This is a genomic window from Streptomyces monashensis (genome assembly GCF_001866665.1).
Classification (GTDB): domain Bacteria; phylum Actinomycetota; class Actinomycetes; order Streptomycetales; family Streptomycetaceae; genus Streptomyces; species Streptomyces monashensis.
In genome coordinates this window covers 124,399-142,655 of record NZ_MLYO01000010.1, presented here as the reverse complement: position 1 = coordinate 142,655, position 18,257 = coordinate 124,399, and the positions used below count along the sequence as shown (strand labels likewise).

General features: G+C 73.9%; 15 protein-coding genes and 1 pseudogene. All 16 read right to left on the bottom strand.

What is annotated here, in order from left to right; genetic code table 11:
• Positions 1 to 171: 171 nt before the first annotated feature.
• Positions 172 to 237 (bottom strand): annotated as a pseudogene (locus tag BIV23_RS53835) (zinc ribbon domain-containing protein); the annotation flags it as partial.
• A 4-nt stretch (positions 238 to 241) separates the two neighbouring features.
• Positions 242 to 805, bottom strand: a complete 564-nt coding sequence (locus BIV23_RS03390) for a phage tail protein (protein ID WP_071379202.1) — start codon at positions 803 to 805, stop codon at positions 242 to 244.
• Complete coding sequence (locus tag BIV23_RS03385; RefSeq protein WP_071379201.1) at positions 802 to 2,763, bottom strand: putative baseplate assembly protein; 1,962 nt, start codon at positions 2,761 to 2,763, stop codon at positions 802 to 804. The genes BIV23_RS03390 and BIV23_RS03385 overlap by 4 nt, the downstream gene beginning before the upstream one ends.
• Complete coding sequence (locus BIV23_RS03380; protein WP_071379200.1) at positions 2,763 to 3,185, bottom strand: GPW/gp25 family protein; 423 nt, start codon at positions 3,183 to 3,185, stop codon at positions 2,763 to 2,765. Before BIV23_RS03380 ends, BIV23_RS03385 begins: the two co-directional genes overlap by 1 nt.
• A complete protein-coding gene (locus tag BIV23_RS03375) occupies positions 3,185 to 3,502 on the bottom strand; it encodes a PAAR domain-containing protein (RefSeq protein WP_071379199.1) in 318 nt (105 codons plus the stop codon). Before BIV23_RS03375 ends, BIV23_RS03380 begins: the two co-directional genes overlap by 1 nt.
• Before the next feature lie 76 nt (positions 3,503 to 3,578).
• Entirely contained in the window at positions 3,579 to 5,402 is a 1,824-nt protein-coding gene (locus BIV23_RS03370; protein ID WP_071379198.1) for a VgrG-related protein, read from the bottom strand.
• Positions 5,399 to 6,121, bottom strand: a complete 723-nt coding sequence (locus BIV23_RS03365; RefSeq protein WP_107471057.1) for a CIS tube protein — start codon at positions 6,119 to 6,121, stop codon at positions 5,399 to 5,401. Before BIV23_RS03365 ends, BIV23_RS03370 begins: the two co-directional genes overlap by 4 nt.
• A complete protein-coding gene (locus BIV23_RS03360) occupies positions 6,118 to 6,543 on the bottom strand; it encodes a phage tail protein (RefSeq protein WP_071376038.1) in 426 nt (141 codons plus the stop codon). The genes BIV23_RS03365 and BIV23_RS03360 overlap by 4 nt, the downstream gene beginning before the upstream one ends.
• A gap of 24 nt (positions 6,544 to 6,567) precedes the next feature.
• Positions 6,568 to 9,378 (bottom strand): hypothetical protein, encoded by a 2,811-nt coding sequence (locus BIV23_RS49505; protein ID WP_143079044.1) that lies wholly within the window; start codon positions 9,376 to 9,378, stop codon positions 6,568 to 6,570.
• Positions 9,379 to 9,496: 118 nt separating this feature from the next.
• Entirely contained in the window at positions 9,497 to 9,655 is a 159-nt protein-coding gene (locus tag BIV23_RS50125) for a DUF6760 family protein (protein WP_177235491.1), read from the bottom strand.
• On the bottom strand, positions 9,652 to 10,155 hold the full coding sequence (locus tag BIV23_RS03350) for a hypothetical protein (RefSeq protein WP_071379195.1): 504 nt from the start codon (positions 10,153 to 10,155) through the stop codon (positions 9,652 to 9,654). Before BIV23_RS03350 ends, BIV23_RS50125 begins: the two co-directional genes overlap by 4 nt.
• Positions 10,152 to 10,592 carry a phage tail protein gene (locus BIV23_RS03345; RefSeq protein ID WP_071376035.1) on the bottom strand — a complete coding sequence of 147 codons (441 nt, stop codon included), beginning with the start codon at positions 10,590 to 10,592 and terminating at the stop codon, positions 10,152 to 10,154. The genes BIV23_RS03350 and BIV23_RS03345 overlap by 4 nt, the downstream gene beginning before the upstream one ends.
• Before the next feature lie 35 nt (positions 10,593 to 10,627).
• Positions 10,628 to 12,187, bottom strand: a complete 1,560-nt coding sequence (locus BIV23_RS03340) for a phage tail sheath family protein (protein WP_071379194.1) — start codon at positions 12,185 to 12,187, stop codon at positions 10,628 to 10,630.
• A gap of 116 nt (positions 12,188 to 12,303) precedes the next feature.
• The gene (locus BIV23_RS03335; RefSeq protein WP_071379193.1) at positions 12,304 to 14,379 is read right to left on the bottom strand and encodes an ATP-binding protein; all 2,076 of its coding nucleotides are present in this window, start codon (positions 14,377 to 14,379) and stop codon (positions 12,304 to 12,306) included.
• Entirely contained in the window at positions 14,376 to 15,083 is a 708-nt protein-coding gene (locus tag BIV23_RS03330) for a Pvc16 family protein (RefSeq protein ID WP_071379192.1), read from the bottom strand. Before BIV23_RS03330 ends, BIV23_RS03335 begins: the two co-directional genes overlap by 4 nt.
• On the bottom strand, positions 15,080 to 18,241 hold the full coding sequence (locus tag BIV23_RS03325; RefSeq protein WP_071379191.1) for a DUF11 domain-containing protein: 3,162 nt from the start codon (positions 18,239 to 18,241) through the stop codon (positions 15,080 to 15,082). The genes BIV23_RS03330 and BIV23_RS03325 overlap by 4 nt, the downstream gene beginning before the upstream one ends.
• Between the last annotated feature and the right edge of the window lie 16 nt (positions 18,242 to 18,257).

Sequence of the window (18,257 nt, the reverse complement as noted above, 5' to 3'; positions counted from 1 at the left end):
TGGGGGCGTGGAGGTCGTGGAGGCCGGAGCGGGCGCCGGGGCGGGCGGTGCCGCGGACTCAGGCGCGGCGGCCGGAGCCGGGGCGGACGCGGACCCTGGCTCCGGCCTGGACGCGGACCCGGACTCGGACGGGCCCTGTGGTGCGGCCTCCTCGGACCACCCCAGATACGAACCGCAGTTGGAGCAGAAGTCGTCATCGGGCTCGTTGGACGCACCGCACACGGGACAGGCGCGCACGGCGTCACCTCCCTTCGTCGGCGGGCGGGCCGGGCAGGATCTCCACCCGGCAGGAGACGTGCACGGGGCACAGGGCCCGGACGGCCTCGCGGACCCGGGCCTCGTCCACCTCCGGGTCGCGGCCCGGCCACACCCGGACCAGCACCTCGGCGGCCGGCGCCGGCGGCGGCTCGGCGCCCGGCGTACGGGACCACACCGCGGCGCCGTCGCCGCTGACCTCGGCGTTCACTCCGAGGGTGAGCCGCAGCCGCTCCACCAGGCCGCGCCGGGTGCCGCGCCAGCGGTGCAGCTCCATCGCGCGCACCACCGCCTCGCGGCGCAGTTCCGCGGACCACTCCGGGTCGTCGGCGGCGCCCACCCACGACGCCAGCCAGGCCACGAAGTCGAGCGGCGCGACACGCGGGTCGAGGTAGGCGGGCAGGCTGTCGAGGGTCGTGAACACCGGGGCGAGGACGGTGTCCAGACCGGCGGTGAACCGCTGGGCGAAGTCGTCGTCGGCGTAGAGCGCGGGCAGCAGCCCGCCGATCGGGTGCCGGCTCGGCAGGCCGGGGACGGCGGCGCGGCTCATGCCGGGCCTCCCGGCTGCTGCATCGGCTGGACGACGACCTGGTGCTGGTACGAGAACACCAGCGCGCCCGCGGCCACGTCGACACGGTCCGCCGGGGTGCCCCGCCGGCCCGTGATCGGGTCGGCGGCGAACAGCCGGATCTCCTCCACCAGCGCGTTCCCGGTGGCGCGTTGCAGCAGGCCGAAGATCTCGCCGTACTGCACGGGCCGTCCGAACGGCCAGCCGGTGCCGTCCGGTCCGCCGTGCAGCGGGTTGAGGTAGCGGAACAGCGCGGCGAGGGCCGCGTCCCGCACCCGGTCGGTGTCCTCGGGGGCCGCCACGAGCCGGGCGACGACCGTGATGCCCTGGTAGACCGGCGGCTCCACCACGAGCCGGGTCCCGATCAGCCGCCGCTCGTCCAGGCTCTCGGTGATCGCGGCGAGCACCTGTTCCGAGGGGATCAGCTGCTCGAAGCGGAGCCGGTCGCCGTCGTCGGCCACCGCGTCCGGCACCACCAACACCCTTACGGCGCCCGCCCCTTCGGCTGCGGGCAGGCAGCGCACCCGGTGCACCGAGGGCGCCGCCTGCCGGGCGATGATCTCGTAGTCCCCGGCCGTCACCGCCCGCTCCTGCATCCGCAGCGCGTCCGGCGCCCGCAGCTTGGCATTGGCGACGGTCTCGCCGTCCACCCCGCCGCGCGCCGCCTCCCGGTTGACGACCCGGGCGATGTACGGCACGGAGCTGCGCAGCACCGAGATCGCGCCCCGGGCCACGTTGCCTGCCGGGCCGCCGCCGGTGCGATAGCGGGCCACCCGGATCTGGGTACCCTTCTCCGGCACCGCCCCGCACAGCCGCAGCGTCCCGTCCGGCTCGCGCAGTGCGGGCGGGAAGGTGAACAGGCCGGTGGTCGCGTCGACCTGGACATGCCGGTCGGCGGGGCCGGAGCGGCCGAAGTGCTCCACGACGTCCCAGCGGAGCCAGCCGTCGGCCGAGGAGACCTCCACCACCGGGGGCTCGCCGTCCAGCAGCACCGGCGGCCGGCCGAGCCGGAAGGTCTGTCCCGGCACCCCCTCCGACGTGCCGAGCGGCACGTCCGTGACCGTCTCCGCGTGCTCGACGGTGCTGGTGCCGCCGACCGTGAAGACCGACGCCTCGCGCACCGTCGGGGACTCCGAGTAGAACGGCTGGCCCGGCTGCGCCTCGGTGACCCGGCAGCGCAGCCAGCCCGCGCGGGTCCCGCCGATCACCGACGCGGTGTGCCCGGCCGGGACGTACACGATCACCTCGCCGGGCCGGTTCAGACCGCCCGTGGTGTCCGAGCCGGTCTCGCACACCTGCCAGCGGGCGCCGTCCCACGCCTCCCACACCAGCGGCGGCTGACGCGGGTCGACACCGACGCCCTCCACCCGGCTGTCCAGCCGTACGGCGACGATGCACCGCGGCACGGCCGCGGGCAGCCCGAACAGCAGCGCGTCCCCCGGCTCGGGCGCGGGCTGGAAGCACCGCACGTCGCGGCCCTCGCCCAGCTCCCGGGTCCGGTCGGTCTGCTCACCGGTGCGCGGAGCGGTCACCAGGCGGTTCAACTCGCTCGGCACGATGCGCAGTTCGTCTGTGGTCGCGAACACCACGGGCTCCTCCGCCTCGCCGTCCGCCGTGGTCACCTCGGTCCCGGCCTGCAGGGTCACCGCGTCGGGCTGCGGTGCCGACAGCCAGAAGTCGACCTCGGCGCTCGCCGCCGCCGGCGGGAACAACCGGATCCCCAACAGGTCCAGGAACGCGGTGTAGTTCTTGTCCGGCACCCGGTTCAGCCGGTACAGCAACTGGTCGACGATATAGGCGAACGTCTCGATCAGGGTGACACCCGGATCGGAGACGTTGTGGTCGGTCCACTCCGGCGCGCGCTGCTGCACGTACCGCTTCGCCTCGTCGACGAGTTGCTGGAACCGCCGGTCGTCCAGGTTGGGGGAGGGCAGGGCCATCAGTCCGCGACCGCTTCCTCGGCCCCCTCCTCGGAGGGGATCGTGTAGAAGGGAAACACCAGGTTGCGCCGGTCGTTGGTGGAACGCACCGTGTAGCGCACGTCGATGTAGAGGGTTCCGTCGTCCACCGCGTCGAAGGCCACGACCACGTCGTCCACCGCGATCCGCGGCTCCCACCGCTCCAGTGCCGCGCGCACCTCCTGCGCGATCCGGCCGGCGGTGGCGCCGTCGCCGGGCGCGAAGACGTACTCGTGGATGCCGCAGCCGAACTCCGGCCGCATCGGGCGCTCGCCGGGCGCGGTCCCGAGGACCAGCCGGATCGCCTCCTCGATCTCCCGCTCCCGCTCGACCATGGCGATCCCGCCGGTCGGCCCGACCCGCAGCGGGAACGCCCAGCCGCGGCCGATGAACCGCTCGCTCATCACACCCCTCCGATCTGCACGTTCAGGGCGCCGAGCTGAACGGTCGCGCCACACGTGGTGGAATCGCCCATCCGGGCCGCCGGCAACCCGCCGATGAGCACCGGACCCGAGACGAGCGCGGCCGGACTGGGCGTGATCACGTTGCCCGGGCCGAGAGCCGCGTGCGGGGGTACCACACAGGTGTGCAGACTGCCCACGACGGCAGCGGGTCTGCCGCCGATCAGCACGCGCGCCACCGCCGCGGCGGCGCCGGGCGGCGGGGTGGCGATCACACCCCCGTGGCTGGTGGGGTCGCCGGTACGGGCTGCGGCGGGCATGCCGGGCTCCTCGAAGTCCAGAGTGGTTCATGGCCTCAACGGCCGGGGAATCAGGGTGGGTTGTCGATGATGAACGTCAGTTGATACGCACGAGATCCGCTTTCAGTACGCCGAGCAGACCGCCGTCGAGCGTGAGGTCCGTCTGCCCGGAGACGGTCACCGAACGGCCGCCGACCTTGACCGAGTCGGTGCCGTCGATCTCCACGGTGCCGCCCTTCACGCTGACCTTGCCGGTCTTCGCGTCGAGCGTGATGCCCTGGCCGTCCAGCACCACCGAGGACAGCGCCCGTCGGCCGCCGGCCGCGTACACCGTCAGCTCCAGCCGGTTGTTGCGGTCGTCCAGGAGCACCTCCAGCCGCTCGTCCGCGGTACGCAGCCGCACCCCGGACGGCCCCGTCGGAGGATCCAGCAGCTCGAGCCGGTGTCCCGAACGCGACACCACCGAACGGCGGTTGACCTTGCCGCTGGTCCCGTCGATCAGCGGCACGTCGTGCTTCGAGGGCCGGTCCACGCCGTTGTAGAGGCCGCCGATGACGTACGGGCTGTCCAGCAGGCCCTGTTCGAAACCGACCAGCACCTCGTCGTTGACCTCGGGGCTCACCACACCCCCGCCGCCCTTGCCACCCCACTGCACCGAACGGACCCAGTCCGTGACGTACGTGTCGTCCAGCCAGGGGAACGTGAGCCGGACACCGCCGCTCTGCGCATCGCCCGGCTCACGCACGTCCGTCACCACGCCGATCGCCAGCCCCGGCATGCGCGGGCCGCGCCCGGGTGCGTTCGCGCCGGTCACCAGACCCGCCAGGGACCGGTCCGGACTGGCGCTCACCCACACCGTCGTCCGGTAGCCGCCGTGCGGATCCAGACTGTGCTGCACCGCCGTCGCGGTGTACCGGCCGGAGAACGCCGGCCCCACGTTGCCGAGCGCCACCGGAACGCCCGCCCGCAACCGCGGACTGCCCTCGACCAGGGCCTCCACCTCGCCGAAACCGGAACCGACCTGAGCGGCCAGCGCACCCGCGACGGCCGTCGTCTCGGCCTGCGTCCGGTACGGCGTGTCCGTCACCGTCAGCTTCGCCGACTTCCCGAACCGGGCGCCCAGCGCCGGTGCCAGGCCCGGCAGTACGGTGTCGCTGGTCACCGACTGCTGCCGGGCCACCAACGCCGTCTTCGTGGTCACGTCCCAGCCGCGCACCTCGACCTGCGACGCCCCGTCCGCGCCCGACAGGGCGGCCCGCAGCGCCAGCAGATTGCGCCCGTACTCCAGCACCATCGGACTCTGCGTGGCCGGCGTCGACGGCGCGGGCGCCCCGGAGGCCTTCTCGGGCTTGGTGAACTGCAGCACGCCCTTGTCGTCCACCCGCACCTGCGCACCGCTCTCGCCCGCCAGATACTGGAGGAAGTCCCAGTCGGAGACGTTGGCCTGCGACAGCTGCTTGTACGTGACCGGCGCGGCCTCGACCTTCCCGACCGGCAGCCCCGCCCCGGCGGCCACCTTGCGGACGATCGCGGCGGCCGTCATGTTCCGGTACGCCACCACCTTCCGGCCCCGCTGGAGCCGGTGCGCGACGGAATAGGCGCGCACGACGGTGAACGACCCGGTCGAGTCCCGGTCGATCTCCACGGCCGTGACCTCGCCGTTGAACAGCCGCTCACGCGCCTGTCCGGAGACCGTCACCACCGACACCCGCAGCGGCGTGCCGAGGGTGATGCCGGTCGACCTCAGGAACTCGTGGTCGGGATCGCGGTACGTGAGCACCGCGGTGTCCGGCAGGCCCACGTTCTCGTCCACGACACAGCTCACCAGCTGCGCCGCCCAGATCCGCGGCAGCTCACCGGGCGCCTCCACGACGGGGTCCGCCGCGAACGACCGGCCGCCGCGCGCCTCGGGTGTGCTCACCGTTCCTCCTCACCGCCCACGTCCCCGAGCGCCGGCACCACCAGTTCGGCACCGGGCACGAGGGCCATCGGGTCGTCGATCCCGTTCGCCTCCGCGATGACCCGCCAGGCCGTCGCGTCGCCGTACTCCCGCCACGCCAGCAGCGGCAGGCTGTCCCCGGCCACCACGGTGTGCGTGCTGCGGGCCGTGCGCGCGCCGGAGGTCGGGTTCTGCCCCGGCGGGTCGACGCTCGCCTCCTCGATCGACAGGGAGCAGGTCGCGCGCAGCGGCTTGCCGTCCACGTCGAACAGCGAGTACGTCACCGACAGGCTCGACAGCACCCCGTCGAACGACGTCGTACGGGCCGAACCCCACTCGAACCGCACCCAGGGACTCGCCGGCTTCTTCCGCGCGAGGCTCGCCGGGGTCGGCACGCACCCCTTCATCAGCTTCTCGACCGCCTGCTCGACCGAGTTGTCGTGCTTCGAGGTGGCGTCGAGGAAGACCTCCAGGCTCAGCTCGCGCGGCCCGCTGCCCACGAACTCCGGCAGCGCCGACTCCCCGGCCATCCGGGACGGGGTACGACGCCACTCGGTGCTCTTGCGCAGCTGAAGGCTGTTGGGATTGAACTGGAGGTTCAGCTGCGCGATCGTCCCGCCGGGCTTGGCGCCCACCGCCGCCGGGGGTTCCTTCAGGGTCAGCTGGGCCCTCGCCACACTGGCGCGAACGGCGGCCATCAGGAGGGCCTCAGTCCCTCGTGCGCGATCTCCAGCGTCTCCACCGCCGCCTGCGAGGAGGCGGGATCGAACGACGGCCCCTGCCAGCGCACCGGCACGATGCCCAGCACCTGCCAGCTGATGATCTTGCTCAGATCCGGCCGCAGCGCCACTATCTCACCGTCCTTCGGCTCCACCCGCCGCAGCGTCTCGTCGAGCCAGCGCGCGATCTTCGCCGTGTCGGCGGTGACCGGCCGGGTGAGCGTGATGTTCGACCAGGTCACCCGGCCGGGCAACTGCCAGGTGAAACCGTTGTTGCCGCCCTCGGCGTACGTCTCCATCTCCACCTCCGCCCCCATGCCGGAGCAGGTGTGGAAGGCCCCCAGGTCGTTGCCGCCGATCGCGAGCCGGAAGAACACACTCGTCGCGAAGATGTTGTCGGTCATCCGTCGGTCATCCGTTCCCTGTCCTCAGCGCCGTCCGTCGTACGGCCGGCCCGCACGTTCCCGCCCCCGCCGCAGGTCGGCCCGCAACAGCCGCGCCATCGGCTCCAACAGCCGCCGCGCCAGCTCGTCCAGATCGATCCCGGGGTCCTGCGCGGCCTCGGCCGACCGGTGCGGTTGCGCGCCCGTGACCCTCCCGGCCGCCGGCGCCGCGGACGACGCCCGCTGCACCGTCCTCGCGGGTACGGCGGTGACCGGCACACCCGGGAGTACGGGACCGGCGCCGGTGGTGGTGCTGGTGGGAGCGCCGGTGGGTGTGCCGCTCACGGCCCGCTGGACGACGGGTGCCGCCGGGTCGGGAACGCCTGCGGGCACCCCCGGCGTCGTACGGCCGGCGCGGACCACGGGCACCGGCGGGGCGGGCTGCGGCTCCGGACCCGTCGGATGGTCCCGCACCGGGGCCGCCTGCGGATCGGTCACCGGCAGCGCCTGTGGGCGCAGCGATGCGGCCCGCTGGACGGGGGGATGCGGCCGTACGACCGGGACGGTGCTGCGAGGCGGCGCTGAACTCGACTCCTGGGACGGCGGGTTGTGCGACGCGGTCGGCCCCGGGGTGCTGCCGGCGCTGCGCTGTGGCTGCGGTGTCGGTGCCTGTGCCGGCGTTTGTGCCCGAGCCTGCGTCTGGCTCGGTTCGCGGCGCCAGGACGCGGCCACGACCGGACGTGGGGAGGCGCTGGTGGCGGTGGGCGGCGCGATGCCGTCCGGGACACGGGTGTTGACCGTGAGCGGGCGAGCGCCCAGAAGGAAGAGGCTGCGCTGCGCCGGCCCGTGCGGGGCAGTGGAGGTGTGCGCCGTGAGGGGGGCGGAGGACGCGACGGCCCGGGCGATGACGACCGGCGTGGTTCCACCTGGTCGTGGCCGGGACGGTGCCACCGCCCTGCTCGCGGACGCCGTCCCGGCCTCCGGTGCGGGCGCGCGCCGCACAGTGCCGGGACCGGTGACGGGCTCGGGTGTGGCGGAGGGCATGGACCGAGGGCCGCCCGGAGCGACGAGGGCAGTGGCGGGATTCGGTGCGGAGTGCGCAAAGGACGGTGAACTTCCCTCGCTGGCCGGGTAGTTGGCGCCGCGATTCATGTTGTCCGTCGCGCCCAGCAGGGGAGCGGTGCCCGGGTGGGGGCCGGAGGTGCGCGGCTGACGCCCGGGGCCGGCGGAACGCGGCACGTCCGCTGTCGCAGGCATCGACGGCAGAGGTGCCCCCAGGCCGCCACGGGCCCGGACGCCGGACGAGCCGGTGGCGGACGGGCGCGTGTCGGCCGGCCGCGCGTCGGACGGGCGGAGCGGGGTGCCTTCGCGGGACGGCTCGGGAGCGGGGTCGTTCACCTGACGCTGGATGATCGGCAGTGCCGGTCCTGCCGTCGGATGTGCACCGTCCGCCGCTCGAGTCGCGCTCGTGGCGCCGGCAGTCAACGGCCGTGCTGCGGCCGGGAGTTCGGGGATGGGTTCGCCCAGCGGCGGCCTGCCGCCGGCTCGTGCGGGGGCGGCGGCGTGCTGCGTGGCGGGTGGGGGCTGCGCGGGTATGGGCCCGGGAGCGGGGGCGTCCACCTGGCGCTGGACGATCGGCAGTGCCGGTCCTGCCGTCGGGTGTGCGCCCTCCGCCGATGGAGTCGTGCCCGTGGCGTCCGCCGCCAGGAGACCTGCCGAGGGCGGGAGTTCGTTCATGGGCGTACCGAGCGGTGGCCTGTTGCCGGGGCGTGCGGGGGCGGCGGCGCGTCGCACGGCGGGCGTCGGACCTGCGGATGCGGGCGCGGGAGCCGCACCCGGGGCGGAGGGAGCGGGAGAGGCCGCCTGGGTGGACGGGGCGGTGGCAGGGGAAGCGGTCGCCTCCGCCGCTCGGGCGGTGGGCCGTAGCGCGGTGATCCGGCGTGCCGGCGTGGCCACGCGCCGAGCGACGGTCAGCGAGGGGCCGGGAACCGCCGGGCGCACGGGGCCGATCGCCGCCCGTTCCCGGGACGCGGGGTGCGCGGCCTCCCGTGCGGTACGGCGGACGGCGGGAGCCCCGGGCGCGGCGGAGACACCGGAGGCGTCCGGCACCACGGCGATGCGCCGCACCACCGGAATCTCCGGTACCGGTGCCGGCCGGCCGGGATCGTCGGGCCGGACCACACCCGGGTCCGAACCGGCCCCCGGCCGCTCAGTCCGCTGAACCTGCGTCGTCGGCGCGGCTGCCGGGACGAGCGGGTCCGAGGCCACGAGCGCGCGGCTCGGCGCGGACGCGGCCGCCGAGCGCTGGACGGAAGGGGCATCGGCTGCAGGCGTCTGCCCGGTCCCCTCCGGCCCGGCTGCGCCTGACGGCACCGAGGTCCGCGGACGGTCAGCCGTGTCGTCGCCCTTGCGGCTGCGCTTGCCGTCCCTGCGGTTCTGCGCGGTGGCGGGCGCCGTACGGTCGCGCGCGGTCGGAGTACGCACGGCAGCCTCGGCGCCGGACTCGGCGACACTCCCGCCGCCCTCGCCCTCCCCGGCGTCCGTCCGCAGCGTGCGCAGGAGGAGCGGTCCGCCGTCGGCGTACGTCGCGCCGACGGCGGGCGGGCCTGTGACCCCGTGGACCAGGCCGACCGGTGCGGACGGCAGGACGGCGTGGCCGAGACCGGCGTCGAAGGACGGGTTCTGCCAGGAGGCGAGGCCCGCGCGGAAGGTGAGGCCGTCGCTGACGCCGAGCGGGGAGCGGGCCACGGTCAGCGTCGGCGGCGAGGTGCGGCGCCAGCCGCCGTCCCAGTCGCCGGGCAGGGACGTGCCCTGCGCACCCGGCACGAACGCACCCGGCACGGACGCACCCGGCACGGACGCACCCGGCACCGACGGATCCGCCGCACCGGAAGCGGACTCGCGTGCGGCCGAGCCCGGCGCGGCAGTCCGCGCCGCGGCCCGGCGGCGCACTCTGTCCCGCCATGCCATGTGTTCAACCGCCTTCGTTCACGCGGGTGTTGATACGGGCGATCTCGGTCACCCACTGGCGCCGCTCGGCGTGGGTGAGGTCGAGGATCTCCTCGCGCTGCCAGTGGAAGTGGTAGGCGATGTACGCGATCTCCTCCCGCAGGCGGGGGAGTGCGTACGTCACGATTCCCCCAGGCGCCCACCCGAGAGGTCGACCTCGAAGGCGCCCTCGCAGTGCGGACAGGTCACCGCCGCGCGGGTGTGCCCCTCGCTGTTGACGCGGCGGTAGAAGTCCTGGAGGAACGCGACGTCGGTGGCGTACATCCGCTCCACGATCCCCGCGTGCACGTCGGTGATCGTGCCGAGCCGGGTGATGACCTGGCCCAGCAGCACCACGCTCAGATAGGCCGGGTTCTCCTTGACCCGCAGGTCGATCTGCGGACGCAGTTCGTCGCGGGCGGTGGCCAGGCGCATCGCGCCGTGCCGGTGGAGGGTGCCCGCCTCGTCCACGTACCCGCGCGGCAGCTCGAACTCGAACTCCGTGCGCAGCCCGTGGTCCTGAGCCGGTGCGGGGCGGGCGGCGGCCGGAGCCCGGGGCTCCTCGGTCGCCGCTGCCTCGGCGGCGGGCGCCGTCGCCTCCAGGAACTCCTCCAGGTTGCCCGCCGTGACGGTACGGCGCCTCATTCGACGACGATCTCCTCGAACACGATCGTGACGCTCTCGGTGGCCGCGGCGGACTCACCGGCCTTCAGGGAGGGGCCCTCCCACTTGGAGGCCCAGCCGTTCATCAGCTGGATGCGCCGTACCGTCTCGCCCTTGGTGTCCTTGATCTCGATGGTCAGGTTCTGCCGGGCGGTGTCGACGGCACCGTTGTTCAGGGTCTCCTTGATCCACTTGGTGAACTCGCTGCTCTTGTCGAGTCCCCGGGTGATCGTGATCTCACCGGCCTGGCGCGCGCCGGGCTGCTTGCGGATGATCTGCTTGCCCGTCGAGGTCACCTGCCGGACCTCGACGACCTCTTCCTCGACGGAGAACCCGCTGATCTCCTGGATCGACTCGACCATGTAGCCGCCGAGCTGCACGCCGAAGACGTGGGTGGAAAGAGCATCGCCCTCTGCCATGACTGTCTGTCACCTTTCCTTGGCCGACCCGCGGGTCACTCGTCGATGAGGCTGGTGCTGTCGGAGAACTGGGCCAGCCGGAACACCACGAACTCGGCGGGCTTGACCGGGGAGACACCGATCTCGCAGACGACGCGACCCTGGTCGATCGAGGTCTGCGGGTTGTTGTCGCGGTCGCACTTGACGTAGAACGCCTCCTCGGCGGTGCGGCCGAAGAGCGCGCCCCGACGCCATTCCTCGGTGAGGAACGCGGTGACGTTGCGCCGGATGCTCGACCACAGCCGGTCGTCGTTCGGCTCGAAGACCACCCACTGGGTGCCCAACAGGATGGACTCTTCGAGGTAGTTGAACAGGCGGCGCACGTTCAGGTAGCGCCAGGCCGGGTCGGAGGACAGGGTGCGGGCGCCCCAGATCCGGATGCCACGGCCGGGGAAGGCGCGCACGCAGTTCACGCCGATCGGGTTGAGCAGGTCCTGCTCGCCCTTGCTGAGCCGGATGTCCAGGTCCACCGCGCCGCGGATCACCTCGTTGGCGGGCGCCTTGTGCACCCCGCGCTCGGCGTCGCTGCGCGCCCACACACCGGCGATGTGACCGTTCGGCGGGACCGTGGTGTTGCGCCCGGCCGCCGGGTCGAAGACGCGCACCCACGGGTAGTAGAGGGTGGCGTACCGGGAGTCGTAACCCGCCTCCTCGTTGCGCCAGTGCCGCACCTGCTGGGCGTTGAGACCGGGCGGGGTGTCCAGCACCGCGACCCGGTCGCCCATCTGCTCGCAGTGCGAGATGACCGCGAGCTGCACGGTGCGCACGCCCTCGGCGTCGATGTCGCCCCGCTGGTAGGCGCCCATCAGGTCGGGGACGGCGACCATGGTGATCTCGTCGATGGACTCCAGCCCGGCGAACCCGGTGCGGGCGGCCGCGTCACCGACGTACTCGGCCGGGTCGAGGCGGTTCGCCGTGCCGGAGCCGGACGCCGCGGGGACGGCCGGCGCGTCGGGCACGGCCACCGTCTGACCGGCGGGCCGGGTCTGGCCGGCGTCGCGCTGCTCGGTGACCTCGATCAGCTTCGAGGCACGCAGTTGGGTGACGACATAGCCCTTGACGTTCTTGCGGGTGGAGACGTCGTACGTCTCGACGACCTGGTCGCCCTGGCGGACCAGCAGCTTGAAGCGGTCCTCGGGCGGGTTCTCGCCGTCCGCGTCGGCGATCTCCACCGAGACCCCGGCGGCGCCGGGCCTGGCGGCGATCTGGAATCCGCCGAGCGCGACCGGCTCGGCGGCCCGGACCTGCCGGGAGGCCTGGCCCGTGCCGGCTGCGGCGGAGGCGCCGTCGGCGGGGCCGCCGACGCGCACCACGTAGGCCGCGCCGCCGCCGTTCGAGAAGTAGCCGTACACGGCGTGCGCGAGGTAGGTGCCCTCGGTGAAGCCGCCGAACAGCTGGGTGTACTGGTCCCAGTTGGTGACCAGCGTCGGCTCGTGGAAAGGCCCGTTCTGGGCGAACCCGACGAACGCGGCGACGGCGGTGCCGACCCCTTCGATCGGGCGGGCACCGGACTGCACCTCCTCCACGTACACGCCCGGGGTGAGGTACGTCGGCATGCTCGCTCCTTCACGTTCCTGTCTGGTCACACCTGCGTCAGTACCGAGTCTCCGACGCGGCCAAGCCCCGGTGACAGGGGCGTTGGTCCCTTGCCGGGGGCAACCGCACTGCCTTTTCAGGCGCCGAGGGCGTCCGCCAGGTACGGCCCGAACTCGCTCTCCAGCACCAGCCGGCCGAGCTTGCGGTACTCCTGCACCACCGCCGACACCAACTGCCGCATGGTGAGCGGCTGCCCGGACTCCGCGGCGAGATAGGCGGCGGTCACCGCACACGCGCGGATGGAGCCTCCGGCGAGTTCGAACCGGGCCGCGCAGAAGCCGAGATCCAGGTCGGCGGCGCGGGGCAACCGCTCGCCCAGGCACCGCTCCCACAGGGCGAGACGCTGGTCGGCGTCCGGCACGGGGAACTCCGCCACCACGTCCAGCCGGCGGGTGAACGCCTCGTCCAGATTGGCCCGGAGGTTCGTGGTCAGCACCGCGATCCCGTCGAAGGACTCCATGCGCTGGAGCAGGTACGCCGACTCGATGTTGGCGTGCCGGTCGTGCGCGTCCTTGACCTCCGAGCGTTTGCCGAAGATCGCGTCGGCCTCGTCGAAGAGCAGCACCGCGTTGACGGCGGACGCCTCGGTGAAGATCCGCTCCAGGTTCTTCTCGGTCTCGCCCACGTACTTGTCGACGACCGTGGACAGATCGACCACGTACAGGTCCATGCCGAGATCTGCGGCGATCACCTCGGCGGACATGGTCTTGCCGGTGCCCGACTCGCCCGCGAACAGCGCGATCACCCCGCGCCCCCGGCCGCCGCCGGGCCGCATCCGCCACTGCCCGAGCACCTGCTCGCGATGCCGGGCGCGTACGGCCAGTTCGCGCAGTCCGCGCAGGGTCGGCGGGGGCAGCACCAGGTCGTCCCAGCCGACACCGGGCTGGACCCTGCGGGCCAGCCGGGCGAGCCCCGCGCCGTTCTGCGCCCGTACGGCCGTACGCAGGTCGTCGGGGGAGACCGGGCGGTCCGCGAGGCCCGCGGCGCGCACGGCGGCCTGCGCGGCACGGCGCAGTTGTCCGCCGTCGAGACGGTGCGCCGCGACGGCCCGGGCGAGCGTGTCGGCGGCGCCGTCCACGCAGGCCCCGGCACCGGCCAGGGCGTGCCGCCAGCGCTCGGCCTGCCGCGCGGGGGAGGGCGCCGTCACCGGCAGGACCACCGGGGTGTCGGCCGCCCAGGCCGGGTCCCAGCCGTCCGTGCCATGGGCGAACACCGGGACGCCGCGCAGCGCCGCGCACAACTCGCTGACGGCGCGGGCCCGTTCGGCGGGTGCCGGGGGCAGTTCCTCCAGCGGGCCGAGGACGACACCCGAGCCCGTCAGCCGGGCCTCCAGCGCCGCGACCCGGGCGAGCGCGGGCAGCTCGGCGCAGTGCCGGGCGAGGGCCGCCGCGTCGAGCACCAGCGTGCCCAGCCCGGCGGCCCCCAGGGCCGCGGCGGCAAGGCCCGGCGCGTCACCGCCCCGGGCGTGCAGATGCACGAGACCGGGCCCGGACCGCGCCGCGCGGGCCGCCCGCAGGACGTCCTCCGCCTGTGCCGTCGGGTCCTGCGCGACCGTGCCGAGGACACCGGCGAGCCGGGCGTCGGGGGCCGGGTCGCCCAGCAGGAACGCGGTGACCCGGTCCGGCACCGCCAACACCCGTGACAGGGGCGGACGTTCGGCCTCGGAGATCTCCAGCAGTCCGCCCGCGACCAGGGGCGAGGAAGCGGAGAGCCGGAACCGGGCGGGCGACGCCGGGGCGAGCCCGCACAGCTCCAGGGCCAGCCCGACCGTGGGCCTGCGGCGGGTCAGGTCGTCGTTGAGATAGCCGTAGAGCCGCTCGAAACGCGCGTCCAGGTCGGGGGCCAGGGCGATCAGCAGCAGATCGGTGTCGAGCGGCGACAGGGCGAATCGCGCGGCGAGCGTGCCGAGCACGGAGCCGGGCGGCGCGGGCCGCGGGTCGTACACCGGTACGTCGAGCCCGCCCGGCTCGTCCAGGATCCGCCGCACGGCCTCCGGGGTCAGGTACTGCCCCCGGTAGGGGTCGTCGGGGTCGGGATCGACGGCGCGGCGGGCGGCCACCGCGGACCGGATCCGCTCCTCGACCAGCCGCAGCCGGTCCCACAGGGGTTCCGCGCCGAGGCCCGTGATCGTCTCCTCCTCCACATACGTCACGGCTGGCGTCCTCCCCGGCGGCGGCGCGCGGGGGCCGGACGCCGCTCGCGCGGACCGGCGAAACCCTCGTCCGGCGCCGGTTCGCTCACCCCGTCGTAGCGCAGCCGGCGGCCCGGCTGCGGATCCTCGTTCTCCTCCCCGTGCACGGAACGCACCAGGAGCCCTTCGGTGACCGGCGGCGCGGCGGCCCTGCTCACCCCGGCGAGGGGTGCGCGCACACGGACGCCGAGGGAGGCCTTCAGCTCGCCGCCGAGCGCCGACCAGACGTCGGAGGCGGCGGGCGCGTCCAGCCCGGCGCCGCCGGCGTCCAGGGAGACCGTCAGGCCGAGTTCGGCGAGCGAGCCGGTGAGATGCCGCTCCGGCAGCGTGTCGACGGACACCAGCGTGGCCAACACCTTCGACAGCAGCCGGTGTTCGTCCTGCGGGCGGCTCGCCCACGCGGTGACCAGGTACGTCAGCTCGAACCAGCGCGGCGGGGAGCGCCGCGCGACCACGAAACCGTCCGCGTCGTACACCTCCCCGGCGCCGCTGCCGCGCCGGGTCGTGTCCTCGCGGATGTCGTACAGGAACACACAGACGGTGGGCGCGGTACGGCGGGCCGCCCAGTCGCGGGTCGGCGCGTCGAAGACGGTCTCGACCCCGGACGCCTCCAGCCCGGACTCGCCGAGCAGCCCGCGCAGCGCCTCGTCCACCTCGTGGATCACCGGCGGGTCACCTCGTCGGGCGGCTGCACGCTGCCGTTCACCACCAGGAAGTCGGTCTTCACCGGGGAGAACCCGGGCCCGCTCGCGGTGATGACGCGCGGCCCGGTCTGGTCCTTGGTGAGGATCAGCAGCTGGCCGATGAAGGTGCCGTCCGGCTTCGGCACGGTCGGCGCGGCGGCCGCGGTGATGCCGGGCTTCCAGGTGAACCGCACCGGCACGCCCGGCGGGAAGTCCTTGCCCCGCACCGAGGTGACGAAGCCGGGCTTGCCGATCGCCGGCACCGCGACGATCCTCGGCTGGAGGATCCGGATCGTGGTCCGTGTCGTGTTGTCGTTCGGGTCGGCGTCCGTACCGGTGGTGGTCAGGACGCCGGTGGCGCGGCCCGTCGTGGCGTGGTCGGGGGAGAGGACCACCCGGACGACCGTGCTGTCGCCCGGCGCCAGGTCCGGCAGGGCGCACACCCAGCCGCTGTCGCAGCCCGCGGGCGGCCCGCTGTCGGGGATACCGCCGGGCAGCCCGATGTGCAGCCGCAGTCCGGTGGCGAGCGCGTTACGGCCGTTGCGCACGGTGTAGGTCACCACGACCTTGCCGCCGACGTAGCCCGGGTTCGGCTGGGCGGTGACGCGCACTCCCGGTCCGGCCTTCGGCGCGGGCGGCGTCGGGGTCGGGGTGGGCGCAGGAGGAGTCGGGGTGGGGCTCGGCGGAGCGGGCTCGGCGACCGGGACCAGCGTCCGCGCGGTGTTGTCGCCCGGCTGGGGATCGATGACGCTGCCGGTGACGGACCAGTCGACGGGTTGGTCGCCGACGACCCGCCCGGTGACCGTCACGGTCACGGGCACCGTCGTGCCGGGCGGCACCACCCCGATGTCGCACTGCAGGGAGGCGGCGTCGCAGGTGCCGCCGGGGAAGCGGATCCGGGTGACGGTGAGGCCGGCCGGCGGGGCGATGGTCAGCCGGGTGCCGGGAGAGGCGGCCGGGCCGTTGTTGACGACGTCCACGTGGATGTCCGTGGTGTGGTCGACGGTGACCGCGGGCACCGTGCCCGGCGCGCGCACGGCCAGGTCCACCGACTGCTGGACGCCGGGCTCCTTCTGACGGCCCGGCAGCTCCAGGGTGAGCGGGCTCTGGTGGCCGGTCGTGACGTTCAACAGGTGCAGCTTCTCCGGGCAGTTGGCCGGAGTGTCCGTGCGGGAGCTGTAGACGATGCTGTTGCCGTCCGCCGTCCAGGCCGCGTCGCGCGGCTGGTGCGGGCCGGTCGTCGTGGTGTCGGGCAGCTCCTGGTGGCAGCCGTCCGCGGTGGAGCGGGCCGCCTCGGGCAGCAGCACCCGGCAGCTGTCGCCGGACACCGAGGTGAGCAGCAGACCGTTGTTCTCGTTGACCCGGCCGCCACCGTCCTTCCGGTTGAAGGCGATCTGCCGTCCGTCCGGGGAGAACGCGGGACTGTCGTCGATGACCGTGCAGTCGCCCGGGCAGATCTGCGCGCTCAGATCCCGCTGCCGGGTCAGATCGTCGACCGGCACGGTCCAGATGTGCTTGTTGCCGCCGCCCCCGTCGATGGTCATGTTCCGGGTGAACGCCAGCCGGGTGCCGTCGGAGGACCAGGTGGGCTGGGCGTCGCCGCCCGTCTGCTGCCCGGTCGGCGGCACGATCTCGTGCACGATCGCGCCGGTCGTCGCGTCGGCGATGAGGACCCGGCTCGGACCCGCGGCGGGGCCCACCCCGCCCGGCGAAGTCCGGGTGAACGCGAGGTACTTGCCGTCCGGCGACAACGTCGGGTCGGTGTCCCAGTCCCTCGGCCCGCGCCCGGCGAGTGGCATCACCTGAAGGTTCGAGCCGTCGGCGTCCACCGTGTAGATCTGCTCGATCCGGTTGTTCCCCTCGCCGGTGAACCGGGTCACCACGATGCGGCGGCCGTCCGGCGTGTAGTTCTGCCGCTCGTCCCAGGGGTCGTATCCGGCCGCGGGATTGAACAGCGGGTCCTTGGTCGGATCGGTGTTGCTGTCGGCCGCCGGGTCCTCGTTCAGGATGGTCACCCCGAGGTCGCGCGGGTCGGCGCCGTCCGACCGGACGTCCTGGAGGGTCACCACGTGCGGGCCGTGCACACCGTCCGCCGTGTTGGTGCCCTTCGCCGTGGTGCGGTCCACCACGACGTAGCCGCCGTTCTGCGGGCCGAGCCAGGTCGGCCGGCCCACCGCGCGGTCCTCCTGGTCCACCAGGACCGCGTCCGACGCGCGGGTCTGCGCCTGGTACACGTGGTCCCAGTCGCCCTCGCAGCCACAGGCGCGGTCCGGGCTGAGGAACAGCACGCCCTCCCCGTCGGGCATCCAGGCTGCCCCATGCGTGCGCCAGTAGACCGAGACCTTGGTGAGCAGGAACTGGTCGCCGTCCGGGCCTCCGGTCACCCGCAGCCGCGGGCCCGTCCTGGAGTCCGAGGTGTAGGTGTAGGCGATGAGGTCGCGGTGCGCCGCGTCGTTCACCGGGTTCCACACGGGTTCCGTCGCCGTGCCGACGACGCTGGTGACCCGGGTCTCGGTGCCCCCGGCCAGCGGGCGCTCGTAGATCTGGAACCCGAGTACCGAGTTGCTGTTGCTGGAGTAGGCGATCCGCTGCCCGTCCGGCGAGACGGTCGGGTCCTCCTCGTCGTACGGCGTGTCGGTCAGCCGGGTGAGTCCGGTGCCGTCGGTGCGCACCAGCCACAGGTCGCGCTGCTTCCTGCCGTCCGCGCCGCCGGGCTCCGCCGAGTCGAAGACCACGGAGCCGCCGTCCGGGGTCAGCCGGGGGTGTGCCGCGTCCCTGCCGCTGGTCAGCTTGCGCACCGAACCGTCGGCGGCGCGCAGATAGATCTGCGGGTTCTTCTCGTCACGGCGGCTCGCGAACACCATGGTGTCCCCGAGCGCCGACGGTTCGACGTCGTAGTGCTGCGGCCCCGTTCCGAACAGCGGGTCGCTCAGCTTGGGGTCGATCACCTTGCCGAGGCTGCGGTGCCCGGTGCCTGCGTAGACGATCCGGGTGGCGGCGGAGTCGGCCGCCTGTGGCCGGGCCTCGGCGCTGTTCGGCCCGGAGGCGGCGGTCACCGCGAGCAGCGGGACCAGCAGGAGCAACGACGCGCCGAATCTCCCCAGCCGACGTTGCTCGCCGGGGCCAGCGGTGCCGTTCACGGTTCCACCTCGCAGT